At 64.8% G+C, this 24,999-nt stretch carries 18 protein-coding genes and 1 pseudogene; 12 read left to right on the top strand and 7 right to left on the bottom strand.

Features of this window, described 5'->3' with window-relative positions:
• Positions 1 to 39: 39 nt before the first annotated feature.
• Positions 40 to 711 (bottom strand): TetR/AcrR family transcriptional regulator, encoded by a 672-nt coding sequence (locus tag BLV45_RS13710; protein ID WP_090533766.1) that lies wholly within the window; start codon positions 709 to 711, stop codon positions 40 to 42.
• A gap of 139 nt (positions 712 to 850) precedes the next feature.
• On the opposite strand from BLV45_RS13710, the gene BLV45_RS13705 reads away from it, so the two are divergent.
• Positions 851 to 2,143: an NAD(P)/FAD-dependent oxidoreductase gene (locus BLV45_RS13705; RefSeq protein ID WP_090533764.1), complete on the top strand. Its 1,293-nt coding sequence runs from the start codon at positions 851 to 853 to the stop codon at positions 2,141 to 2,143.
• A gap of 32 nt (positions 2,144 to 2,175) precedes the next feature.
• Positions 2,176 to 2,580, top strand: coding sequence for a DUF3331 domain-containing protein (locus BLV45_RS13700; RefSeq protein ID WP_245753233.1), 405 nt, complete (start codon positions 2,176 to 2,178; stop codon positions 2,578 to 2,580).
• A 210-nt stretch (positions 2,581 to 2,790) separates the two neighbouring features.
• On the opposite strand, the gene BLV45_RS13695 is transcribed toward BLV45_RS13700, so the two are convergent.
• Positions 2,791 to 3,756, bottom strand: coding sequence for a GlxA family transcriptional regulator (locus BLV45_RS13695; RefSeq protein ID WP_090533762.1), 966 nt, complete (start codon positions 3,754 to 3,756; stop codon positions 2,791 to 2,793).
• A 189-nt stretch (positions 3,757 to 3,945) separates the two neighbouring features.
• On the opposite strand from BLV45_RS13695, the gene BLV45_RS13690 reads away from it, so the two are divergent.
• Positions 3,946 to 4,239 (top strand): hypothetical protein, encoded by a 294-nt coding sequence (locus BLV45_RS13690; protein ID WP_090533760.1) that lies wholly within the window; start codon positions 3,946 to 3,948, stop codon positions 4,237 to 4,239.
• A gap of 196 nt (positions 4,240 to 4,435) precedes the next feature.
• Here the strand turns inward: BLV45_RS13690 and BLV45_RS13685 are convergent, their stop codons facing one another.
• The 3 genes and pseudogenes from BLV45_RS13685 to BLV45_RS13675 all read right to left on the bottom strand — a co-directional run.
• Positions 4,436 to 5,191 (bottom strand): SDR family oxidoreductase, encoded by a 756-nt coding sequence (locus tag BLV45_RS13685; RefSeq protein ID WP_090533758.1) that lies wholly within the window; start codon positions 5,189 to 5,191, stop codon positions 4,436 to 4,438.
• Entirely contained in the window at positions 5,188 to 7,365 is a 2,178-nt protein-coding gene (locus BLV45_RS13680; protein ID WP_090533756.1) for a malate synthase G, read from the bottom strand. Before BLV45_RS13680 ends, BLV45_RS13685 begins: the two co-directional genes overlap by 4 nt.
• Before the next feature lie 37 nt (positions 7,366 to 7,402).
• Positions 7,403 to 7,633, bottom strand: a pseudogene (locus tag BLV45_RS13675) (heme-binding protein); the annotation flags it as partial.
• Between the two features lie 226 nt (positions 7,634 to 7,859).
• Between BLV45_RS13675 and BLV45_RS13670 the strand changes: the two are divergent.
• Entirely contained in the window at positions 7,860 to 8,057 is a 198-nt protein-coding gene (locus tag BLV45_RS13670) for a DUF3311 domain-containing protein (protein WP_090533753.1), read from the top strand.
• Positions 8,054 to 9,547 carry a monocarboxylate uptake permease MctP gene (gene mctP, locus BLV45_RS13665; protein WP_090533751.1) on the top strand — a complete coding sequence of 498 codons (1,494 nt, stop codon included), beginning with the start codon at positions 8,054 to 8,056 and terminating at the stop codon, positions 9,545 to 9,547. The genes BLV45_RS13670 and mctP overlap by 4 nt, the downstream gene beginning before the upstream one ends.
• Before the next feature lie 123 nt (positions 9,548 to 9,670).
• On the opposite strand, the gene BLV45_RS13660 is transcribed toward mctP, so the two are convergent.
• Together BLV45_RS13660 and BLV45_RS13655 are read right to left on the bottom strand one after the other, a co-directional pair.
• Positions 9,671 to 10,057 carry a YybH family protein gene (locus BLV45_RS13660; protein WP_090533749.1) on the bottom strand — a complete coding sequence of 129 codons (387 nt, stop codon included), beginning with the start codon at positions 10,055 to 10,057 and terminating at the stop codon, positions 9,671 to 9,673.
• A gap of 328 nt (positions 10,058 to 10,385) precedes the next feature.
• Positions 10,386 to 10,547, bottom strand: coding sequence for a DUF1328 family protein (locus BLV45_RS13655; RefSeq protein WP_007590496.1), 162 nt, complete (start codon positions 10,545 to 10,547; stop codon positions 10,386 to 10,388).
• 1,506 nt (positions 10,548 to 12,053) lie between these two features.
• On the opposite strand from BLV45_RS13655, the gene BLV45_RS13650 reads away from it, so the two are divergent.
• From BLV45_RS13650 to pelG, 7 genes are all read left to right on the top strand, one after another.
• On the top strand, positions 12,054 to 14,792 hold the full coding sequence (locus BLV45_RS13650; RefSeq protein ID WP_407671012.1) for a sugar ABC transporter: 2,739 nt from the start codon (positions 12,054 to 12,056) through the stop codon (positions 14,790 to 14,792).
• Between the two features lies 1 nt (position 14,793).
• Positions 14,794 to 18,798 carry a tetratricopeptide repeat protein gene (locus BLV45_RS13645; RefSeq protein WP_090533745.1) on the top strand — a complete coding sequence of 1,335 codons (4,005 nt, stop codon included), beginning with the start codon at positions 14,794 to 14,796 and terminating at the stop codon, positions 18,796 to 18,798.
• 98 nt (positions 18,799 to 18,896) lie between these two features.
• A complete protein-coding gene (locus BLV45_RS13640) occupies positions 18,897 to 19,448 on the top strand; it encodes a penicillin-binding protein activator LpoB (RefSeq protein WP_090533743.1) in 552 nt (183 codons plus the stop codon).
• Between the two features lie 81 nt (positions 19,449 to 19,529).
• Positions 19,530 to 20,939 carry a PelD GGDEF domain-containing protein gene (locus BLV45_RS13635; RefSeq protein ID WP_090533741.1) on the top strand — a complete coding sequence of 470 codons (1,410 nt, stop codon included), beginning with the start codon at positions 19,530 to 19,532 and terminating at the stop codon, positions 20,937 to 20,939.
• A complete protein-coding gene (locus BLV45_RS13630; protein ID WP_090533739.1) occupies positions 20,932 to 21,942 on the top strand; it encodes a tetratricopeptide repeat protein in 1,011 nt (336 codons plus the stop codon). Before BLV45_RS13635 ends, BLV45_RS13630 begins: the two co-directional genes overlap by 8 nt.
• On the top strand, positions 21,939 to 23,579 hold the full coding sequence (gene pelF, locus BLV45_RS13625) for a GT4 family glycosyltransferase PelF (RefSeq protein ID WP_245753231.1): 1,641 nt from the start codon (positions 21,939 to 21,941) through the stop codon (positions 23,577 to 23,579). Before BLV45_RS13630 ends, pelF begins: the two co-directional genes overlap by 4 nt.
• Positions 23,579 to 24,952 carry an exopolysaccharide Pel transporter PelG gene (gene pelG, locus BLV45_RS13620; RefSeq protein WP_090533737.1) on the top strand — a complete coding sequence of 458 codons (1,374 nt, stop codon included), beginning with the start codon at positions 23,579 to 23,581 and terminating at the stop codon, positions 24,950 to 24,952. Before pelF ends, pelG begins: the two co-directional genes overlap by 1 nt.
• Positions 24,953 to 24,999 lie beyond the last annotated feature (47 nt).

Genomic DNA, 24,999 nt, shown 5'->3' with positions numbered 1-24,999 from the left:
TCTTTCGCGTTCACACATGGGTGTGGCGGCCGCGGCGGTTCAGCCGAGCATGGCCAAAGCAGTCGTCAGAACGGCACGTTTGAATTCCCTGGCGCGCCGCGGCAAGGAGGAGAACGAACTCAGCACGTGGCTATAGGCGACGGTTTTGCTGATGCCATTGGCGAGCATCATGAACATGATGTCGGGATCCTGCCGCGGAATCTCACCTGTTTCGATCGCATCGACGAGCAACGGCACGAACACGTCATGAAACGGCCGCACCACCCGCTCGATCAGCAGGTTAAGGCGTTCTCCCGTTTCGGTTGCGGCGGTCGAAAAAAACATGCCGACGTCTGGCGTCAGAAACACCTGGTCGATCAGGATCGACACGGCACCCTCGACGCGCGCGCGCGCTCCTGGACCTGAAATCTCCCGCAAGGCGGCGACCTTCGCGACCATGGGAGCTGCTTCATCGGCGATCTGGTCCACCACGGCGATCCACAGCGCTTCCTTCGAGCCATAGTGATGCGCGACCAGCGCGGGGTCGACACCCGACGCCCTGGCGATTTCGCGCACGCTCGTCGCCTCATAGCCACTCCGCGCGAACGCCCCCCGGGCGCTGCGCAGCAATGCGTCGGCGCCACCCGCGTCACTGCACGCTGGACGGCCGCGCGACCGACGCGGCGTGGGAGTCGTCGTGGCGCGCGGGGCCTGGTCGTTAGGGTGTTTCATCGGCGACAGTAGATCGTGTTCAGGGAAAGCTCAGAATTTTAACGGGTGCCGCGCCGCGAATGACAGCGGCTTCGGTTTGACATGAACTCATCGAAACCTTAGTATCGCATTTAATTCATCACTCGTAGAATATATAGCCATGCGTCAGACCACCCGGATCGTCATCGTCGGCGGAGGTATCGCCGGACTTCTGCTCGCGACCAGGCTGGGCGACACGCTTGGCCGCAGCGGTCGCGCCCAGGTCACGTTGATCGACAAAAGCGCAACCCATATCTGGAAGCCCATGCTGCACACGATCGCGGCAGGCACGCGCGATGTCCAGCAACAGCAGGTCATCTATCTCGCCCACGCCCGCGACCACGGCTTCAGCTATCAGCCCGGCGAAATGGAAGGCCTGGACCGCAATGCGCGCGTCGTCAAGCTGGCTGCGCTGCGTTCGAAGGAAGGTGAAGTTGTGATCGGCCCGCGCACGGTCGAATACGACGTACTGATACTTGCGTTAGGCAGTCGCGCCAACGACTTCGGCACCCCAGGCATACTCGATCATTGCCATTTCATCGACAGCCAGGCACAGGCGGAAGTCTTCAACGAAGCATTGCGAATCCGCATATTCCAGAGCGTTGTGACGAATAGCCCGTTGCGCGTGTCGATCGTCGGCGCCGGAGCGACCGGCGTCGAACTGGCAGCGGAATTGAGCCGCCTGCTCGAAGTGGCGTCGAGTTACGGCGATCCCAGCATCCGCTCACGTCTGAACCTCACTCTTTATGAAAGCGCACCGCGCGTACTGGCGGCGTTTCCACCGGCGGTGTCGGAGTCGAGCGAGGCGCAGTTACGGCATATCGGTTTCACGGTGCGAACGGGTACGCGAGTGACCGCCGCCGAACCGGATGGACTCCGACTGAGCGACGGCAGCCGGCAGCCGGCGGATTTGATGGTATGGGCGGCGGGTGTCAAGGCCCCTGATTTCCTGAGCAAGCTGAATGGGATCGAGAGCAATCGTTCCAGTCAGATCATCGTCGGGCCAACCCTGCAGGCGCAGGGCGACGACACACTATTTGCCCTCGGCGACTGCTCGACGCTGACGCTCGCCGGCAATGAACGTCCTCTCGCTCCCACGGCGCAGGTCGCCACGCAACAGGCACAACATCTCGCAAGGCACTTGCCGGCCTGGCTCGGCAGCGGCTCATTGCCTGACTTTGCATTTCGCGACTTCGGCGCGCTGGTGTCGCTGAGCGATTACAACGCTTTTGGGACGCTCGGGCAGTTCGGGTTTTTCCGTGGCGGGTTTATCAAGGGCCGATTCGCGCAGCTCAGTCACGCCATGCTTTACCGGCAGCATCAGCAGGCTTTGCACGGTTTCGGCAAGGCCATGACGCTGTGGACCGCCGAGCGGATCAACGGCCTCGTGCAGCCGAAAATACGGCTGAGCTAAACGCCACCTCACTTTTGACGGGAGTACTGATCGTGGATCAATACGTGATGGCCGACATTGCATGGCAGCGCACGGTCGGCCAGCTCGATGCGGGATGCGCGCATCAATTGACGGCTCGAATCAGGGAGATAGTCGATTCGCACGGATCGAGCCGTCTGCCGTTCAGGAATGGCGACGTTGCGATCGCGCTGCTCGATCGACCCAGTCCACGAACGGCCACGGTATCGTGGAGCGACCCTCGAGGTTGCAAGTACGGCGAACAGGTCTGGCGCCTTGCCACAGCCAGACGATCGGGCACATGCGCCTTGAGCGGGCAGGGCATCGCCGCGGGCGATGCGATCTACCGCCCCACGAAAGCCAGGCCGCCTCCAGCCAACGCCGCTGCCATGATGCTTGCGACGGTAGTCGAACTCGCCTTCGCCGAGCCATGTTGCTAGTTTTCACGGACGCTTCCAGCCCTGATCTTTTCGTGACCACCCGTGCGTATTGACCGCCGGCTGACGGGATAGCGGCTCGCGACCCCCGCTAGCATCACGAGCTGCATCGCAACCCGAAACGGATTGCGTACATCACGTTGCGCGGAAACCGGATGGCCGTGGTTTCAGTCGGGCCTCTTTACTGCTTCCGTCTCCGCGAAGTCAGATCTGCTAGCGGAGGTCGGCGCGAAGCTCGCGCACTCCCCGTCCTAAACGATCACGCAAGAGCGTCCCCAGCGTCGCTCCGTCGACGTATCCGACCTCGGCGGCAATGGCATCGAGGTCGAGGTTGCTGCCGTGGACGAGCGATCTCGCGCGCTCGACACGCAGGTCCTGGAAGTAGGAAAGGGGCGATTTTCCGAGCACGGCCTGGCAACGCCGCTGCAATGTCCGGGGGCTCGTAGCCAGCGCGCCGGCTGCATCCTCCAGCGAGAAACCTTCCTTGAGGTGGTCCCGGGCCCACCGCTCGAAGCGCTGTATGACCGGATCTGCCTGCGCCAGATGGTTGGGGATGATGTAGGGCGCCTGCGAGGAACGGAAATCAGCGAGCAGGTAGCGCGAGACGACTGCCGCAAGCTCCGGGCTGGCCTTGCGCACTAACCAGAGGGCGAGATCGAGATGGCCCATGGCGGCTCCGGCGGTAACGATCCTGCCCGACGACACGAGCATCCGGGTCTCGTCGAGCCGGACATCGGGGTAGCGTTGCCGAAACAGCGGAGCGAGCCACCAGGTGGTCGTGGCCTCGCCCTGATCAAGAAGCCCGGTTTCCGCCAGCAGGAATGTCCCGATACAGGATGCCGCGACCTTCGCGCCTTCCGCGTGCCATTTTCGAAGCTGCTCCATCGCCTGAATCACATCCCGCCGGCCGAGTGACGGGATCAACGTTTCCGGACTTCCGGTATTGAGCGCGGGAACGATCACCCAGTCCGGCTTCGAATCCGGCGCTATCGCCTGTACGGGTATGGCCAGTCCCTGCCCGGACCTGACCTTCTTTCGCACGCCGACGATCGACACCTCGAACGAGAGGGCCCCGCCCATCTGTGCAGCCGCAAATCTGTTGGCGAGCCCGAGCGCGTCAAGCAGTACGGTCAACCCCGTATCGAATACTCCATCGAGTGCCAGTACGAAAATTTTCATGGCGTAAACGACCTTAAAGTTGTCGTTTGCGACTGTACCGTTTTCGTGGCTGAAACACTATAGTTTTCTCGTCTGCCCTGTGGCGTAAATGACTTGAAAACCGTCGTTTACGACCGTGAAATTCCGCAGGTGTGGATCACATGCTTAAACCCTTCAGCCCGCAACACACGTTGCACAAGGAGTTCACCCATGAAAGTTCTAGCCATCGCATCGTTCGCCAAACCGCTCTCCGATGAAGAGAAGAAGCAGGTCATGCCAGTCGAGGTGCCTGCCACGCTCAGGCACTATCTGGAAGGCAAGATCGAGCAGTGGTGGTTCCGCCAGGACAAGCCCGGCGTGATCTTCCTCATGAACGTCGAGTCGCTTGAAGACGCCCGGGCGACGGTGGGCGAGCTGCCGCTTACGTCCGGCGGATGGGCGAAGTATGAGTTGATGCAAGTCGGTCCGCTTGCTCCGCTGGGTCTGCTGCTTCAGGGCAAGTAAGCGCGGAAAAGCGAAGGCCGATCCATCAGGTCGAAGCCTCTCTCCGCTGCGATCAGGGGTGAGGTCATCGCCGCGATCCCGACGGGCCCCGGCTGACTTACCCCCTCTTTGGCTCCGGCGAGCTAACGCCGCCGGAGACCGCTGAGATCGTCAATTTCGCCCGCTTAACCACCCATTTAACCGCTCGCCGTGCCGGTCAAAGCGAGCGGATATCGGCGACCGGTTCCTGCCCGAACGCGTCGCTCAACACGTAGTCGACCAGCTTCGCCGCCGATGCTTCCGGCGAAGCCAGCTGCCCGTTGCGCTTGAGGTCTTCGAACTTGCCGCGCGACGGAAACTGCTCCGTGGTCGCATCGCGGATTTCCGCCTGCATCCCGGTATCGACGACGCCCGGCGCCAGACTGCAGATGCGCAGCGCGCGGGTTTCGTCGAGCGCGACGGCGCGCGCATGATGATCGAGCGCCGCCTTCGTCGCGCAATAGATGCTCCAGCCCGCATACGCGTTGCGCGCCGCGCCGCTGGAAACATGCACGATGCGCCGGTCGGTTGCGTCCGCACTGGCGGTGGTGAACGCGCTCGCCATCATCAGCGGCGTGGCCACGTTCAGGCTGACAGCGCCCGCGATCGCGCTCACGTCCTGCGTTTCGAGCGGACCGATCGGCTGCACCATGCCCGCGTTGTTGATGAGCACGACGCGCGCCGCGCCCGCCAGAAAGCCGCGCAACGCATCGCCGCCGAGCCACTGCGCGAGCTGCGCGGGATCGGCGAGATCGAGTTCGGTTTCGGTGAGCGCGTGCGGATAGCGCTGCGCGAGCGAAGCGTTCAGCGAACGCGCGACGCCCAGCACCGCGATGCCGCGTTCGAGCAGCGCCGCGGCGAGCGCGTCGCCGAGGCCTCGCGTGTGGCCCGTGACGACCGCGCGCGTCACCACTTTCGTTTGCGGGGCCGTCATGCGTGGGCCTCTTTCAGTTCGAGACGGAACTTGTGCAGCAGCGGCTCGGTATAACCCGACGGTTGCCCGCGCCCTTCGAAGACGAGCGCGCACGCGGCCTTGAACGCAAGCGACGCGTCGAAGTCGGGTGCCATCGGGCGATAGAGCGGATCGCCGGCGTTCTGCTTGTCGACGACCTTCGCCATCCGCTGCATGGTTTGCATCACGAGCTCAGGCGTCACCACGCCATGACGCAGCCAGTTCGCGATGTGCTGGCTGGAAATGCGCAGCGTCGCGCGGTCTTCCATCAGGCCGACGTCGTGAATGTCCGGCACCTTCGAGCAACCGACGCCCTGATCGATCCAGCGCACCACGTAACCCAGGATGCCCTGCGCGTTGTTCTCGACTTCGCTGCGGATTTCGTCGTCCGACCATTGCGCCTTCCCGACGACCGGAATGGTGAGCAGCCCCTTGAGCAACGCGTCGCGCTCGCTTGCGTAGGCGATGCGTTCCATCCCTTCCTGCACGGCCTGCACGTCGACCTTGTGATAGTGCAGCGCGTGCAGCGTGGCCGCGGTGGGCGAGGGCACCCACGCGGTGTTCGCACCCGCCTTCGGATGTGCGATCTTCTGTTCGAGCATCGCGTGCATCAGGTCGGGCATCGCCCACATGCCCTTGCCGATCTGCGCGCGGCCGCGCAGTCCGGCGTCGAGGCCGGCGAGTACGTTATTGCGTTCGTACGACGCAATCCAGCTCGATGACTTCATGTCGCCCTTGCGGATCATCGCGCCGGCTTCCATCGCCGAATGCATCTCGTCGCCGGTGCGGTCGAGAAAACCCGTGTTGATGAACGCGACACGTTCGGCGGCCGCGGCGATACAGGCCTGCAGATTCACGCTCGTGCGGCGCTCCTCGTCCATGATGCCCATCTTGATCGTGTTGTGCGGCAGGCCGAGCAGCGTCTCGACGCGCGCGAACAGTTCGGAGGCGAACGCGACTTCGGCGGGGCCGTGCATCTTCGGCTTCACGATATAGATCGAGCCGGTGCGGGAATTCAGCCTGTTCTTCAGATCGTGGATCGCGCAGAGCGTCGTGACGACCGCGTCGAGCATGCCCTCGGGAATCTCGTGGCCGTCGCGATCGGTGATGGCCGGGTTCGTCATCAGATGCCCGACGTTGCGCACGAAAAGCAGCGACCGTCCATGCAGCCTGAACGTCGAGCCGTCGGTGCGGCGATATTCGCGATCGGCGTTCAGGCGGCGCGTGAACGTCTTGCCGTTCTTCGTGACTTCCTCGGTGAGCGTGCCTTTCATGAGGCCAATCCAGTTGCGGTACAACTGGACCTTGTCGTCGGCGTCGACGGCGGCCACCGAATCCTCGCAATCGATGATGGTGCTCACCGCGGCTTCCATCAGCACGTCTTTCACGTGCGCGGCGTCGGTCTTGCCGATCGGATCATTGGCGTCGATCTGGATTTCGAAGTGCAGGCCGTTGTGCTTCAGCAGGATCGCCGACGGCGCATTCGTCACGCCCTGGAAGCCGGCGAACTGCGCCGGCGTTTGCAGCGCGGTGGCGCCGTTCTTCAACACGACGACGAGTTCGTTGCCTTCGATGCTGTAACGCGTGGCGTCCGCATGCGAGCCGCTTGCGAGCGGCGCGGCTTCGTCGAGAAACGCGCGTGCGAATGCGATCACGCGCGCGCCGCGCACCGGATTGAACGCCTTCTGCTTTTCGGCGCCACCGGTGTCGGGAATCGCGTCGGTGCCGTAGAGCGCGTCGTACAGGCTGCCCCAGCGCGCGTTCGCGGCGTTGAGTGCATAGCGCTGGTTCGACAGCGGCACGACGAGTTGGGGGCCTGCCTGCGTGGAGATTTCGCTGTCGACGTTGGCGGTTGTCGCTTTGAACGCCGCCGGCGCGGGCACGATATAACCGATGCCTTCGAGGAACGCGCGATACGCGGCGAGATCGCGCACCGGGCCCGGATTCGCGCGATGCCACGTGTCGAGTTCCGTTTGCAGCCGGTCGCGTTCGGCGAGCAGCGCGCGGTTTCTGGGCGCGAGGTCGTGTACGAGTGCATCGAAACCCGCCCAGAACCGGGCGGCATCGACACCGGTGCCGGGCAGGGCTTCGTTGTCGATAAACTGTTTGAGTCCGGCTGCAATGCGCAGCCCGCCTTGGTCGGTCATCTGGGTCATGAACTGCTCCGTCTGTCTGTATGGGCCTGTTGCCCGTTCAAGCGTCGATCCTGTGAGCGCCGGCACGCGCCCCCTGGGCATCCTGGTCCGCCTTCATGCCTGACACGCCAGAGGCGCCGACGACCTCGCCGTCGACCCCCACCGGCACGCCCCCTTCGAGGGTACCGGAAAGCGGTGCGCTGAGGAAAGCCGCGCGTGCGCCGTCGATCATGTCCATCTCTTCATATCGCTTCGATTCACTTCGATTCGCGGCGGCCGCGGGTTCCTTGCTGCCCAGGCGCCAGTCGCAGCGTGACGCGCCAGGCGGGCACGCAGCGCGCCAGCAGATCTTTTAATAATCACCCATAATTCCCGCCGCGACGGAACAGGAAGACGTTCCGTCGCGCAGGAACCTTCTTATCCATTTCCTGGCGACACGGTGCCACGAGCAGCGTGCAGCGGCGTCCCGTTTCGCCGTGCCCGGAAGTTCCTTTCAGTCTGATAACACAACTATCATGAGCTCATCCGACCAATCAAGTCGATCCTGGACCAGGGTACTCCTGGTGATCCCCTACATCGCGCTACTCTGGCTGCCGTTCTATAACGACGTGCGGCCGTCGCTGCTCGGTTTTCCGTTCTTCTACTGGTATCAGCTGCTGTGGGTGCCGGTGACGTCGCTCCTGCTGTACGTCGTCTACAGGAGCGTCAAATGAGCGAACTCAAACCGGTTGATGGCGTGGCGATGGGCGTGTTCATCGCGTTCTTCGTGCTGGTCACGGTGCTCGGCTTCGTTGCCGCGCGCTGGAAACGGGGCGACCTGACGCAGTTGCACGAGTGGGGGCTGGGTGGCCGTCAGTTCGGTACCGTGATTTCGTGGTTCCTGGTTGGCGGTGACTTCTATACGGCGTACACCGTGATCGCGGTGCCGGCGCTGGTGTATTCGGTGGGCGCATATGGCTTTTTCGCGCTGCCGTATACGATCATCGTCTATCCGTTCGTGTTCGCCGTGATGCCGAAGCTCTGGCAGATCGCGCACGCGAAGAACCACATCACCGCGGCCGATTACGTTCACGGCGAATACGGCGGCAAGCTGCTGCCGGCGGCCGTCGCGCTGACAGGCATCGTGGCGACGATGCCGTATATCGCGCTGCAACTCGTCGGCATGCAGGTCGTGATCAAGGGTCTCGGCGTGGAAGGCGAGCTGCCGCTCATCACCGCGTTCGTGATTCTCGCGGTGTACACGTATTCGAGCGGCCTGCGCGCGCCGGCGATGATCGCGTTCGTCAAGGACATCATGATCTATATCGTCGTGATCGCGGCGGTGTGGCTGATTCCGGCGAAGCTCGGCGGCTACGGCGCGGTGTTCGATTCGGCCGACAAGTTCTTCCAGGCGAAGGGCGGCGCGACCGGCATCATCCTGAAGCCGACGCAGTTCACCGCCTACGCTTCGCTCGCACTCGGTTCGGCGCTGGCCGCGTTCATGTATCCGCACACGATGACGGCGGTGCTGTCCTCATCGTCGGCGAAGACGGTGCGCAAGAACGCGATTTTCCTGCCGGCGTACACGCTGCTGCTGGGCCTCATCGCGTTGCTCGGCTATATGGCGATCGCGGCAGGCGTTCACGTGAAGTCGGCATCGGACGTCGTGCCGGCGCTCTTCGGCACGATCTTCCCGTCGTGGTTCGTGGGCTTCGCGGCCGCGGCGATCGCGATCAGCGCGCTGGTGCCGGCGGCAATCATGTCGATCGGCGCGGCGAACCTGTTCACGCGCAACCTGTGGCGTCCGCTGGTGAACCCGGACATCACGCCCGCGAAGGAAGCGTCGACCGCGAAGCTGGCGTCGCTCGTCGTGAAGTTCGGCGCGCTGCTCTTCATCGTGTTCCTGCCGACGCAGTATGCGATCGATCTTCAGTTGCTGGGCGGCGTGTGGATTCTGCAGATATTCCCGGCGATCGTGTTTACGCTTTATACGCGTCGTCTGACGACGATCGGACTGCTCGCGGGCTGGCTGGCCGGTATCGTGATCGGGACGGGGCTTGCGATCGTGCAGGGGCTCAAACCGGTGTACCCGCTGCATCTCGGCAGCACGACGTGGCCGCTGTACATCGGCCTGATCGCGCTCGTCGCGAATGTCGTCATCACGTTTATCGTGTCGGCGATCTCGCCGAAGCGCGCGCCGGTGGGCGTGGTCGCGCGCGGCTGATTTAATGGCGGCGTCGATGCGCTGATGCTTCAGGGGCGGGCCGCGATGGCCGCCCTGCGTTTCACGGAAAAGCCGGCACTGTGCCGGCTTTTCCGCTTTTTACGTCCAGTGTTCAGCCAGTGTTCAGCTTTTTGCCGCGACCAGATTCGCGTCTCGCGCGAGCAGCCATCGTCCGCTCGCGTCCTTGCGCAGGATCGTCAGCGTGTGGCCGGCGTGATGGACCGGCGCGGCTTCGTCCGGCATGCCGATGGTGATGTTCAGATGGTTGCGCACGAAGGCCCAGTCGCCGGCGACCTGAAGCTCCTCGATCTCCGCCGTGCCGTCCATCCGGACGTCGCGCATCGCCGCGGACATGGCCGCAAACGTCTCTTTCCCGAAGGGCGGACGGCCCGGCGTCATGAAGATCACGTCATCGGTCATGAGGCTCAGCACGGTTGCCGTGTCGCCGCTTCGGCTCGCGGCCATCCACGTGTCGATCAGCGTGCGGATGGCCTGTTCGTCGTCGCTCATGTCAGGGCTCCTCGAGTGGAAGGGGTGTCACGCCTCGCGGGGAACCCGCGCGACGATCAGCCAAAGGCGGTACGCGCTACCTGCGACAGAATCATAGCAGCAGGGTTTGCCGGCAAAAGGCGGCAATTCTTGCAAGCCGACAGGCAATTTCTGCAACCCGCGATCATGGGTCGGCGGCATGCAAGCCGGCTTTTGCCGATCCAGAACCGGAGCGGCGGGGCGCCCGGTCCTCACAACGAACGAAGCAAAAAAGCGGATCGCGCGCCACTATGCAGGCAGTGACGCGCGATCCGCTTCCCAGGGGACGTCGTGGGCTCGAGCGCGTCTCCTATCGCCGGATGACGCCCATCAACAGGGTCACGAGGAAGATCACGATGAAGATGAAGAACAGAACCTTCGCGATTTCAGCCGCGCCAGCGGCGATCCCACCGAAACCGAAAATGGCGGCGATGATGGCGATGACGAAAAATATTGCAGCGTAACGAAGCATGAAGGCCTCCACCTGTGAACGGAATTGCCGGATGAGTTGATGTTGTTCGGCTGCGTCGCTTCACGCGTCGGTGAGGGAGCGCCGCACGGAATTCAGCAACTCCCGTGCCCAGAGGCGATGCGTTCAAGCCGTGTCTCCGGTCTGGCGGGCCACCGCTTTTGGCGGGAACCATGCGATGTTATTCAATGTGGATGTTCGGTCCTGCAATTGCGCGCTTCATTTTGTCCACGAAAGGATGGCGCAAGCCGGCCGATATCCGGATTCAATGCCGTCCATTCCGGAATGAACGAGTCAGGAGCATGCGTGCCTGGAACCAGGTATTAATTACATCGCGCTTGCCGATAAAAAATAATGAACAGAAGTGAGTTTCCCCTTATGGAGCATGGGTTTCATGCCGCTCTGAAACGCAAATGCACATCGCGAATCCGTGAGGCAGATCGTCGAACGAAATTCAGTGCCGGAAGGAATAAGGTTCATTCGACGGTTTTCGGGGTCGGGCTATAAAATTGGAATAAGGAACGCCCGTTCGTTTACTAATCGAGCCGGGTTAACTCGCGTAGGGTATACGCCGGACGCGACTAAATGACGATTTCCAGATACTGAACAGGGAGTGTCGGGTGGTGGATATCGGAGCAGCCGTAAAGCCTTAATACGTGGGCATTCCGGAGATATGCCTGCGGTCCAGTGATGAGGATTTTCTTCTCCCGGAAGCGCGTCGTGACGGGAAGGCATTCTCATGGACCCCTGTCGCCAGCGAGTCCCGGCACTGTTCGATGAGTTTCAGATGCATTTCGTTGGGCGCTAACGTTTGCGCGAATGGTTTTTTCAGGATTGCAGCAAATAAACCGGTACACTTTATTTTCTCAATCGCATTCTTAATAAGATTTTTCTCGAAACTCTTATGTGTTTACGCGGATGTGAAGTTAGAATGCGGACCGATTCGCCTATTCAGATTGTGTTTGCGGCGGGTGAATCCAGCCGGCGATATGGCCTTGATGTCTGGGTCTCGGGGCGCCGGTGACTGCGTAGTTTGACTGACGCGGGATCAGTATCTTCGAACCAGCGGGGGCGAAGATGCCCGTGCCCAATTAGAAACTCATCTGAAAAGCGAATAAAGAATCATGTCTGCTGCACATCCTTTTATTTCCGGCACGTCGCCGGAAGCCCTTCCTGTCAGAACCTCCCTCGATGCGTTGAAGCACCGCTCCGCACGCGCGCGCCACGTGGCGTGACCGCGGCGTCGGCTGCATAAGCGCGGCCTGGGTTTCGCCCTGCACGAAGGCGAACCCTGCCGCCGGGTTGACACACGGCCGGTCAATGCGACCGGCAACACCGTGATCGACGCGCTTCTGGCGCGTCCCGCGACCATCGAACGGGAACCGGATGTCTAGAGTCACGACGCCATCGGGCAGCGTTACAGCATTGAATTCATCGAAGGCCACGCGCGGGACCGGCTGGAACGGCTGTGTACGCAAGCTGGCCACGCTCGCGGTGAGCGCGATTGGCATGATGCCGTGGGTGGCCGTGCCTGCCGCCACATCCAGTGCGGCCGGCAACACCGTGGCGGTCGCGCGGAGCGGGGCAGCGGATGCGTCGGGTGCAACGGTTGCAACGCACACCGCCGCGCCGGTCAATCTCGCTTTCTTCTACGGCGCGAATGTGCCCGTCGATCTGTTGCAGGCGTTCGACGCCGTGGTGCTCGACCCGGCGCAAGGCTTCGATCCGTCCGCTCATCCGCTCTCGCATACCGTGTGGCTTGCCCGCACGGATGGTGCCGCAGCTGGTTCAGCCACCGACTTCGTCGCACGGCAGATCGAGCCGTTGTGGGCGCGCGGCTATCGCGGCTTCCTGCTGGAGACGCCGGCTGCGATCGCCGCGATCGACGCCATTCGCGCCGCGCACCCCGACGCGCGTCTCGTCGTCGGCGGCCCGAACGCGTTGCAGGCTGCCCAGCCGCACGCCGGGGCGCTGTACGCGGTCGTGGGCGACGCGCTCGTGCGCGGCCTCGATGAAACCCGCATGCAACCGGCCGAGGTGCCCGACGCGCTGCGCGAAAGCCGCATGGCGGCCGCCCGCGCGTTCACGCAGCGGACCGGCGTGCCGGTGGTCTCGCTCGAATACTGCGACGGAAACGATCGCGATTGCGCGCGTGCGACCGCGGCGAAGGTGGTTGCCGCCGGCATGGTGCCGTACGTGACGGACGCGGCGCGCGACGTCGTCGGCATCGGCGCGATCGAGGTGCTGCCGCGCAAGATTCTCGTGCTGCAGGACCGCGACACCAAAGAGCCGCTCGATGGCACCGCCGGCGTGCGCGATCTCGCGATGCCGCTCAACTATCTCGGCTATGACGTCGAGTACGCGGACTTCGATTCCGCGCTGCCTTCCGGCATCACGCCGGACCGCTATGCGGGCGTTGTCGCGTGGTTTCAGCGTGACGCGGTGCCCGATGCGGAGCAGCTGCGCCGCTGGGTCGCGGGCCGCATCGCCGCTCACGTGCCGATCGTGTTTCTCGGCCAGTTCGGTTTCGATGCCGCGGAAGACGGCGGCGCCGCGCTCGATCTCGAAGCCGTGCCGGGTACGCCGGCCGCGCCGGTGAGCATCGTCTCGCGGGACCCGATGGTCGGCTTCGAAACGAATCCGAAGCCCGACGCGCGCGATCTGCTCGGCGTGCGCGTCGGCTCGAAGAGCCGTTCGCTGCTGCGCGTGTCGGCCAACGGCGAACTGCTCGACCAGGTCGCGATCACCCCGTGGGGTGGCTATGCGTTGAATCCGTACACGGTGGAATCGCTCATCGGCGTCGACCAGGAGCGCTGGGCGATAGAGCCGATCAAATTTCTCACGGCCGCGCTGCGCCTGCAGACGATGCCTTCGCCGAGCGTGACGACCGAAAACGGCCGGCGCCTCTTCATGACCCACGTGGACGGTGACGGCTTCGCGTCGCGCGCGGAATTCCCCGGCGCGGATTTTTCGGGGGAGGCGCTCTACCAGAAGATCTTCACGCGTTACAAGGTGCCGATGACACTCTCCGTGATCGAAGGCGAAGTGGGCATGAAGGGCCTGCATCCGGATATCTCGCCGCGTCTCGAGGAAATCGCACGCAAGATGTTCGCGCTGCCGTACGTCGAGATCGGCACGCACACGTATTCGCATCCGTTCGAATGGGACAACGTCGACGACAAGGGTGAGCGGCGCGTCGATCGTGGCGGCGGCGATGCGGCGTTCTCGCTGGACATTCCTGGCTACACCTTCAACATCGACCGCGAAATCACGGGGTCGATCGATTACATCAACGAGCGCCTTGCACCGCCGGGCAAGAAGACAGTGGTGCTGCAATGGTCGGGCGACTGCCAGCCGCCGGGCATCGTGGTGCGCAAGGTGTACGACGCGGGCGTCTTCAACATCAACGGCGGCGACACGGTCATCACGAAGACGGACAACAGCTGGACCAACATCGCGCCGATCGGCGTGGACAAGGGGCCGGGCGCGTATCAGGTCTACGCGCCGAACCAGGATGAAAACGTCTACACGAACGAATGGCTGGGGCCGTTCTACGGTTTCACGCGCGTGCTCGAAACCTTCGACATGACCGACAAGCCGCGCCGCTTCAAGCCGATCGATATCTACTACCACATGTACAGCGGCACCAAGGTCGCGTCGCTGCACGCGCTGGACCAGATTTTCTCGACGGTGCTGAAGCAACCGGTGCTGCCGGTGCATGTCACCGACTACATCCGCAAGGTGCTCGACTGGCGCTCGTTCGCCGTGGCGCGTGGCGTGGGAAGCAATGGCGCCAGTTGGGTCGTGCGGGGCGACGGCGAGGTGCGCGAGCTGCACTGGCCGGGCACGCAGGCGCCGGTGCTCGACGCGTCTCCCGGCGTGACGGGCTTCGCGCCGGGTGCGGACGGCACGTATATCCATATCGACAACGGCAGCGCACGGGTTTCGTTCGCCGCCACATCGGCAGCGGGCAACGCCGCCAACGCCGCCAACGCAACCCTGCCGTACATCGCCGAGGCAAACGGCTTCGTGCGCCGCTTCGAGCGCACGCCGGACGGCATGCGCTTCGACTTCGGCGGCTACTACCAGCCGTTCGTGAAGCTGGCGAATGCGCAGACGTGCCGCGTGAGCGTCGACGGTCGCGCGGTGGCTGCGCGCCGCGACGGCAACGCGCTGCGTTTCGACACGCCGGGCGTCGCCGGCCCGGCGGTGAAATACCAGTCAGTCGAGGTCGCCTGTGGCCGCTAACATGACCCAGCGTCCCCGTATCGCGTCGCCGTGGCTCGTGACGCTGCTCGCCGCCGTCGTGCTGCTGATCTTCTACGCGGCGTGGCCGCGCGGCGGCCTGCGCGAACGCATGATATCCAGCGCCGCGCCGAGCGAAGTGAGCGTCGCGTATCTCGAAGCGTGGCTGCGTGTGCAGCCCGCGAGCCCGGAATTTCTCGCGCTGCTGGGCGAGCAGTATGCCCGCCTCGGCCGTCTCGACGACGTGCTGCACATCGCACAGCGGATGGACGCGCTGAACAGCGAGCCGATGCATCGCAAGGCGATCCTGCTGCGGCTGTCGGTCGCCGAACAGCAGACGTTCGCGATTCCGGCGAGCGATCCGCTTCGCGCCGCGGCTTCGGCGAAACTGCGCGCGCAGTTCGAGGCCGCCGCGAGCCTTGCATGGCCGACGCCCGATCTGCAGTTGCTCGCGCAGCGCGCGGCAGCCGCCGACGCACCGCAACTGGCGATGCAGCTATACGAGCGTCTCGCCGCGCAGGACCCTGCACGTCACACGCAATGGAACGCGCAGGTGTCGCGCTATGCGCTCTTTATCGGCGACTATCCGCACGCCGCCGATGCATGGTTCCGCGAGCAGGATACGGCGACGACGCTCGACGCCCGGCGCCGCAACTTCCTGGCTGGCATTCGCGCGCTGCAGTCGGGCAACCTGCTGGACGAGGCGCTGGCCGCTGCCGATCTGCACGCCGGCGTGCTCGCCGAAGACAAGGAAACGCTGATCGTCCTGCTGGACCTCGCGCGGGCCGCGAACCGGCCGGATCTCGCGCGTCGCTACGCGACCGCGCTGGCGCGTTTCGCGGCTGCACAGCCGGAACCGCGTGCGATGTTCCGGTACGCGTCGTTCAGGCTGGCACGTCGTGCAACGGCTGCTGCGCAGCAAACGCCGTATGCGTATATGGACGGGCCGCAGGCGAGCGGCACGATGCGCGAGCGCTTCGGTGCCGGCACGCGAGGGTGGGGCGCCGTGCATGTGCAACGCGTGGCGGCCACGACGCCGGCCTCGATTGTGCCAGCGGCCTCCGGTGCCAAAACGGACGAGAAAGCGGACGTGAAGGCGGACGCGAAGAAGGCCACGAAAACGGCCAGCCCCGCGACAACAACCAGCGCAGCTAACCGCGACGTAGCCGGTCTCGTATTCCAGTCGTTCGTCGAAGCCGGCGACCTCCCCAGCGCGCAGAAGATCGCGTCGGAGCAGGTCGAAAAAGACCCGCATTCCGCCGTCTGGCTGAAGCGCCTCGCGCAGGTCGCCGAATGGAACAACGCATCGCCGCTTGCGCTGAAATCGTGGCTCGCCTACGCGGAGATGTCGAACGATCCGGCTGCATGGGCGAACGTGCTGCGTATTGCGCCGATGCTGGACGACGACCGCGCCTATCTCGCCGCGCTCAGGCACGCATCGCAGGCGAATCCGGACAATCTGAAACTCGTCGACGACGTCGTCGCGACCTACGAGCGTCTCGGCCTGCCCGACGAAGCACTCGCGTTCCTCGCTTCGCTGCCGCGCGGGGCGCAGGGCAACGCGATCGACGAGCGCATGGGCACGCTCGACGAGCGGGCCGGCAAGGACGACGCGGCGCTCGCGGTCTATCACAGGCTGCAGGCGCACAACCCGGAGAACGCGACGTACGCGCTGCGCACAGCGAGCCTGCTGTATCGCCACGGCGACTACAAGGGCGCGTTCGACGCGTTGCAGAAAGCGCGCGATGGCGCGAAAAACGACGACGAGGCGTTCTGGCGCAACTACGCGCAACTCGCGCGTCTCCTGCAGCAGGACAAGGCGGCCAACGATGGCTACGCGCATCTGCTTGCGACGGGCGTCGCCACGCCCGAAGACCTCGGCGACATGACGTACTTCTACGACCCGTGGCCGATCGACGCCGCGCGCACGTCGGAATTGCAGTACCGCCGCGACGGCACGCCGCGCGCGTTGCAGAACGCGATCTACTACTACACGGAAGCGCAGGCACCCGAACGCGTCGCCGCGCTGCTCGCGAGCCTGACGCCGGCGCAGCAGGCCGCGGCCGAAGCGGACCCGGGCTTCCTCGGCGCACGCGCCGAATACTATCGCCTGACTGACCGGCCGTTCGACGCGCTGCACGACCTGCAACGCGCGATGACATTACCGGGGGCGCCCAACGACCTGCGCACCGCGCTCCTCTGGATGCTGGTCGACTACGGCACCGACAGCGAACTGCGCGCGGCACTGGCCAGGTGGCGCGACGCGTCGCAACGCACGTCATCGCTGTGGGAGCCGTATGCGGCCGCCGAGCTGCGTCTGGACCGCCCGGTTGCCGCGCTCGGCTATCTGCGGCTGGAGGCGGCCACGATGTCGCGCGATCCGCTCTGGCTGCTCGCCTACGCCGACGCACAGGAAGCGGCCGGCCGCCCGGATCTCGCGTGGTCGATCCGCCGCACGGTGTGGGTGCGGATGCAAAGCGACGAGCAGGCAGTCGCCACGCGTGGTCGTGGCGCGAGCGCGGCGCTAAAGCGTCGTGCCGGCCGTGACGCGGACACCCGCGAACAGCTGGCGGGCCAGGGCGTGACGCTCGCGACGATCTTCGAGAACGGCGACGTGTCGAAGGCATTGCTCGACAGCCTGTTCGCGAACGACCCGAGCCGTCAGAAAACGCCGCTCGAACGCCGCTCGCTGCTCGGCGACGTGCGCGGCCTGCCGCCCGTCGCATCGAAGGATGCCGCCGCACGCGACGATGGCCGTCTGAAATCGGCCGTGGCGAAGGACGTCGCGGTGGCGTGGGCGCTCTCGACCGAATCGTTGCCGCTCGCGAAGCGCTGGCTCGCGCGGCAGTACGCGAGCCGGCTGTTGCAGCCGGGCGACGCGCAACTCGCGATCGCGCTCGCCGACCGCGACACGACGACGATGAACCGCGTGCTCGACCGTGAAGGCGGCCGGTTGCCGATCGACAACCGGATCGATGCGTTGAGCGCGGTCGACCGTCCGGATGCCGCGCAACGGCTTGCCTTCAGGGGGCTCGAAGGCGCGCCGGACAACACCGACCTGCATACGCGTGTCATCGAAACGGCGCTCGACTGGCCGCAGTCGATCGGCGCGAGCGTGACGAGCTACGTCGAGCATCCGCTCGACTACATCGAGCAGACGCTCTCGGGCAGCCGCAAGATCGCCGAGCGCTACATGGTCGGCGTGACGGGCACCCAGCGCTTCCAGCGTTCGACGGACGAGACGCAGCTGATCAACGTGCCTTCGGTGGACCGCTCGTTCGAATTCTTCGCCCGGCGCCAGACGCTCGATTCCGCGTTGATGGTGACGGCGGGCCGGCGCGAGGCGCTCGACAGCTTCTATACGCTCGCGCTCGACGGCGAAACCGGCCGCAACTCGCCGCTCACGCTGACCGCGCACGCGGGCCGCAACGAAACAGCGCCGGAAACGCAAACGCTGCAGGTCGGCGGCATGAAGGACAACCTGATCGCCGGCCTGACATATCGCGTGACCGAGCGCCTCGAGCTGTCAGGCACCGTCGAGGCGGACCGCTTCTATAGCCAGGCGCGCACGTATCTGGGCAGCGGCATCCTGTCGACCGGCGAAATCGCGTACCGCTTTCACACGGTCTATCCCGACTTCACGCTGCGGCTCGTCGGCACGCGTGGCAGCTATGCCGCAAGCGGCCAGCCGGACGCGCTGATCTCGCGCATCGTGCCGGCAGGGGCGGGGCTCGCTGGCGCGTTCATTCCGGATACGTACGCGCAGTACGGCCTGTATTTCGGCTTCGGCAACGATCTGCGCGAGCAGTACACGCATCGCTGGCGTCCGTTCATGGACGTCGGCATCCTGCACGACTCGATTCAGGGCTGGGGTCCGCAGTTGAGCGTCGGCGTGGCGGGCACCGTGTTCGGCGGCGATCATCTTTCGATGTATCTGGAGCATGACCGCGTGACGAAGGTCGGGACGCCCGTGACGGAAGTGGGCGCGCGCTACAGCTGGTTCTATTGAAGAAGAAGTTCGTACCATCGGGGCGGACCAGGCGGCGGACAGCCGCGGGCGCGCTCCCGGCAAGCAGACAATTTCGACGTTATTTGAGGAGCTGTTCCATGATAGGTATCAAGGGGTTTGCCCGTCTGGGTACGTGGTGCGCGACAGCGGTCGCATCGGTTCTGCTCGTGACCGCGTGCGGCACGGTGAGGCAGACGGCGGCGCCCGCGCTGTCGGCAGCGGATGCGGTGGCCGTGGCGCCGATCGCGAACTACAGCGAAACGCCCGACGCCGGCCGCAGCGCCGGTTCGATCGCCGCCAACGCGCTGCGCGCCAGCGGCCTGACCAACGTGCGCGTGGCACCCGCCGACGCGAGCGCGAACGCGATGTTCGACACCGCGCAGGGCGACAGCATCAGCAAGAAACTCGACTGGGCGCGCGCGCAGCACGTGAAATACGTGCTGACGGGCGCAGTCGAGGAATGGCGCTACAAGGCCGGCGTGGATGGCGAGCCGGCGGTGGGCGTCACGTTCGAGCTGCTCGACGTCTCGAGTGGCCTCGTCGTGTGGAGCGCGACCGGCACGCGTACGGGCTGGAGCCGTTCCGGCCTGTCGGATGTCGCGACCGTTCTGATCGGCAAGGTGCTCTCGCCGCTGGGCGCGGGTCATTAAGTTCAGCACTTCCCGTCATCGTCAGCCGTCGCCCGCAGCCAGCCGTTCATCAGCAACGCGACACGTCATAAGGAACAGGCCGTGAATACCGCCGCCGTGCAATCCGCCCCTGGCGCATCGAAACCGCGCAATGCCAATCCGTTTGGCAACCTCGGGCGCGTGCGCCGTTTTCTGGCCCCTGCTGTGGCGCGGCCGTTCGCGATCGTCGAGTCAATCGTCTTCATGGCTGTCGTGTGCGGTGTCGCGTGGTGGGTCGATCCGCATGATCCGCTGCTGCTCGGCGCGGGCTTTCCGTGGCTGTGGCTCGCCGCGCTCGTCGTCGCGCTGCGCTACGGCACGCTGCTCGGGCTGCTCGCGGGCGCGCTGCTGGTCCTCGACTGGGCGCTGTTCTATCCGCACGGCGGCGCGTTTCCCGTGATGTTCTTCGCGGGTGGTCTCATCGAGACGATCATCACCGGCCACTTCGGCGACACGTGGGGCAGCCGCACCCGGCGCGCGTCCGCGCTCAACGATTACCTGAACGACCGGCTCGTCGCGCTGACGAACAGCCACTATCTGCTGCGCCTGTCGCACGAGCGGCTCGAAAAGGACCTGCTGTCGAAGCCCACCACGCTGCGCGATTCGATCACCGAGTTGCGCCGTCTTTCGGTGGCGCATGGGGCAGAGGCTTCGGCACCTGTCCATGCGCACGATGAGGCGCTGCCGGGTGCGCACGGTCTGCTCGAATTCGTCGCGCAGGCCTGCCAGGTCGAAGTCGCGGCGCTGTATCCGGTGCATGGCGGACGTCCGTCGACCGAAGCGGTCGCGCGCATCGGCGACACCTTCGACTTCGATCCGAAGGACGAACTCGTCACGCACGCGATCGGCACGCTCGCCATCGCGCATCTGAAGCACGAAGAGACGCCGGTGACGAATACGCATTACGTCGTGTGCGCGCCGCTCGTGTCCGCCGATGGCGAACTGATCGCGCTGCTGGTCGTGAAGCGCATGCCGTTCCTGTCGCTGAACTTCGACAACCTGCAGCTGCTGCTCGTGCTGCTCGGCTACTACGCTGACGGCGTCGAACACTCGGCGTTCGTGCAGCGGATTCTCGACACGGTGCCGGGCTGCCCGTACGATTTCGCGCTCGACCTCGGGCGCTTGACGCGCCTGCAGCGCGATGCGGGCGTCGAGTCCTCGCTCGTCGCGCTCGTGTTCCCGCACGATGAAGCCGGCGACTCGCTGTTCGAGCACGTGATGCGCCGCCGCCGCGCGCTCGACGTGATGTGGCCGCTGCGTACCGCGAAGCAGTCGGTGCTGGTGAACCTGATGCCCGCCACCGACACCACCGGTGTCGACGGCTATCTCGCGCGGACCGAGGGCAGCCTGGCGGCGCAGTTCAATACCGATCTCGAAGCGGCGCGGGTGGGCGTGCATACGCTGCACCTCGACGGCGCCGAACCGGGCACGGCGCTGCGGCGCCTTCTTCAGCGAAGCGGCCTCGATGTCTAACGCCCGCACTCTTCTCGTGACGGCGCTTGCCGCCGTGGTCGCCGTGATCGCGCAGGGTGCCGCGCTCCGGCAGCTGCTGCACCCGGCCGCTGGCGTCGATCCGCTGCTGCTGTTTCTCGTGATCCAGGCCGTCGCCGGATTCGCCGAGGCCGTGACGCTGAGCGGCTTTCTGCCCGTGCGCTACCGCGAGCCGCGCGGCGCGTCGCTGCTTCTGCTGTGGCTGCTGTGTACGTTCGTGCCGCTGTGCGGCGGCCTCGTCGTGTTGACGAGCTGCCTCTGGGCCGCCTGTTTCCCCGGTTCGCGGGAAAGCGGGTTGCTCGCCGATGTGCCGCGTCCGCAGTTCGTCTCGTGGCTCGTGTCGCGCGTCTCGCATGGCGGCGGCGCGCGGCTGCAGGCGCGCCTCGCGAACACGCAGGTTCCCGCCAACGACCGGCTGACGGCGCTCGTCGCGATCCAGGGCATGCCCACGCGCACGACCGGCACGCTGCTGCGCGAACTGCTCGCCGATCCGCTGGAAGACGTGCGCCTGATTGCGTACGGCACGCTCGACCACGCCGAGAACGAGATCATGCAGAAGATCTACCAGACCGGCCAGGCGCTCGAAGCCGCCAACGATGACGGCGAACGTCATGCGCTCAACCGGCGTCTCGCGGAACTGCATTTCGAACTCGTGTACCAGAACCTCGTGCAGGGCGCCGTGTACCGTCACACGCTCGAACAGGCGGACCGCCATGCACGCGCCGCGCTCGACACCGACGACGGCGACGCCGCGTTGTGGCTGATCCGCGGCCGTCTCGCGCTCGCCAACGGCAAGCCCGAAGACGCCGAAGCGAGCATGGCGCGCGCGCAGGCGCTCGGCTTCCCGCGCGAGCGGCTCGTGCCGTGGCTCGCCGAGGTTGCGTATCTGCGGGGCGATTACCGCCAGGTGTCCGCGCTGCTCGCATCGCTTGGCAACGCCGCGGTGTTTCCTACACTCAAACCGGCTGTGAGCTACTGGTCATGACGAAACCGTCCCTGATGCGCCGCGCCGCCGATGCCGATGTCTGCCTGTTGCTCGAGGGCACGTTTCCGTATGTGCGCGGCGGTGTGTCGAGCTGGGTCAACGACATGGTGAGGGCGTACCCGTCCACGCGTTTTTCGATTGTCTTTCTCGGCAGCCGCGAGGAAGACTACGCGGCTGCGGCCTACGCGCTGCCCGACAACGTCGTGCATTTCGAGGCGCATTACCTGTACGAACATGCCGACGCGGACATGCGCCAGCCGCATGCGATGGAAGGGGACCGCGCCGCGTTCGCGCACTCGGCCGAACTGCACGCGGCGCTGCGCGACCCGCAGCGCGCGCCGCACGCGGACGGCCTGATGGCCGGCATGATCCCGATGCTCGGCGAAAACGGTGCGTTGAGCGAAGCGCAGTTCCTGACGAGCCGCGCGGCATGGGAAACCATCGTCGATCAATACCAGCAGTACTGCACGGACCCGTCGTTCACCGACTACTTCTGGACCGTGCGCATCATGCACAAGCCGCTGTGGCAACTGGTGCGCATCGCCGAAACGCTGCCGCCGGCCCGCGTGTATCACACGGTGTCGACCGGGTATGCGGGTTTTCTCGGCGCGATCCTGCGTCACCGCACGCGCCGTCCGCTGCTCGTGTCCGAGCATGGCATCTATACGAAGGAACGCAAGATCGACCTGCTGCAAAGCCGCTGGATTCGCGACAGCCGCGGCGTGTTCGAGCGCGACATCTCGAAGGTCAGCTATTTTCGCGAGCTGTGGGTGCGCTTCTTCGAGGCGATCGGCAAGATGGCCTACGATGCGGCCGGCGATATCGTCGCGCTGTACGAAGCGAACCGCCAGCGCCAGATCGCCGACGGCGCAGACGCGAGCCGCACGCGGAGCATTCCGAACGGTGTCGACGTGGACGGCCTCGCGCCGCTCGTCGCGAAGCGGGTAGCGGGTCCGCATCGCGTGGTGGGGCTGATCGGGCGCGTGGTGCCGATCAAGGACATCAAGACGTTTATCCGCGCGCTCTTTATCGCGTCGCGCACGATGCCCGACATCGAAGGCTGGATCATCGGCCCGGAAGAGGAAGACCCGGCGTATGCGCTCGAGTGCCGGGCGCTGGTCGAAAGCCTTGGTCTCTCGAAGAACGTGAAGTTCCTCGGCTTCCAGCGCATCGATGACGTGCTGCCGAAAATCGACGTGATCGCGCTGACGTCGATCAGCGAGGCGCTGCCGCTCGTCGTGCTGGAGGGCTTCGCGGCCGGCGTGCCGGCGATCACCACCGACGTAGGATCGTGCCGCCAGCTGATTGAAGGCGAAACCGCGGAGGATCGCGCGCTCGGTTCGGCCGGCCTCGTCGTGCAGCTCGCGAATCCGGCGGCGTTCGCTTCGGCGGTGCTGTTGCTGCTCGGTGACGACGCGCGCTGGCTCGCCGCGCAGCAGGCGGGTCTTGCGCGTGTGCGCCGCTATTACACGCGCGCGCAGATGATCGACAGTTACCGCACCCTTTACGAAAAACTCGCGGCCGCGCCCGATTCCGCCAGTGCGGTTCAGGCCGTAGCGCGCTGCCCGATGCCGCACGCCGCGCGTGCCGCACAGACCGGCGCACCAGGCGACACACAAACGCAGGAGACACGCTGATGGCGGGTATCGGCTTCGAACTACGCAAAATCCTGCGGCGCGAAACGCTGACCGGCGTGGCGCGCGCGTACGCTTACGCGGGCCTGATCAGTTCGGGCCCGCTGATCCTGTCGATCTTCGGCATTCTGATCATCGGCGTGCTGAGCCTTGCGTTCGTGATTCCGAAGTACGCGATCGTGCAGTTCCAGGTGTCGGTGACCTACATCATCGCGCTCAGCCTGATACTGACGGGGCCGTTGCAGCTGTCGTTCACGCGTTTTATCTCCGACCGCCTGTTCGAAAAGCGCGACGACCTCGTGCTGTCGAACTACAACGGCGTGGTGCTCGTCTCGACGATCGTGTCGGGTGTATGCGGCATCATCGCGATGGCGTGCCTGTTTCGCGCCGAACCGCTGCTGTACCGGCTGCTGATGGTGGCGGGCTTTGTCGTGGTGAGCAACATCTGGATCGCGGTGATCTTTCTGTCGAGCGTCAAGCAGTACCGGCAGATCCTGCTGGTGTTTCTCGTCGGCTATACGTGTACGGTCGCGTTCGCGCTGCTGCTCAACAGGCATGGCCTCGTGGGCCTGCTTGGCGGGTTCGTCGCGGGGCATCTGGTTTTGCTGACCGGTTTGTCGGGCCTCATTTACCGCGACTACCGCAGCACGCGTTTCATCTCGTTCGAAGTGTTCCAGCGGCGCTTTGCCTATCCCAGCCTCGCGGTCGTGGGTCTGCTCTTCAACCTGGGTGTGTGGCTCGACAAGTTCATGTTCTGGTATGCGCCGGGTACGGGCACACAGGTGATCGGGCCGCTGCACGCGTCGGTGATCTACGACATTCCGGTTTTCATCGCGTACCTGTGCGTGATGCCGGGCATGGCGACGTTTCTGGTGCGTATCGAAGCGGATTTCGTCGAATACTACGATGCGTTCTACGACGCGGTGCGCAGCGGCGCGACGCTGCACCATATCAACGAGATGCGCGACATGATGGTGGGCAGCGTGCGCACCGGCCTGTATGAGATCATCAAGGTGCAGGCGGTCGTGCTGTTGCTGATCGTGGCGTTCGGCGCGGGGATTCTCGAATCGCTGCATATTTCGACGCTCTATCTGCCGCTGCTGATCATCGACGTGATTTCAGCGAGCCTGCAGGTGTTGCTGCTCGGCCTGCTGAACGTGTTCTTCTATCTCGACGGCCGTCGCATCGTGCTGAAGCTGACAGCGGCGTTCGTCGTGCTCAACGGCGTCTTTACCGGCTTTACACTGTGGCTCGGCCCCGATTCGTACGGCTATGGTTTCGCGCTGGCGCTGCTGGCCGTGGTGATCGCGGCCGTCACGGTGCTCGACAGGAAATTCGCTTCGCTCGAGTACGAAACGTACATGCTGCGAAATTGAAGCATCGCAAACGCCGCGCGCACGGCGTTCAGGTGCGCAGGCGTGGT

Origin of the sequence: Paraburkholderia sartisoli (assembly GCF_900107685.1) — a bacterium.
GTDB lineage: Bacteria > Pseudomonadota > Gammaproteobacteria > Burkholderiales > Burkholderiaceae > Paraburkholderia > Paraburkholderia sartisoli.
Note: the sequence above shows the minus strand (reverse complement) of the source record. Positions and strands in the feature narration are given on the sequence as shown.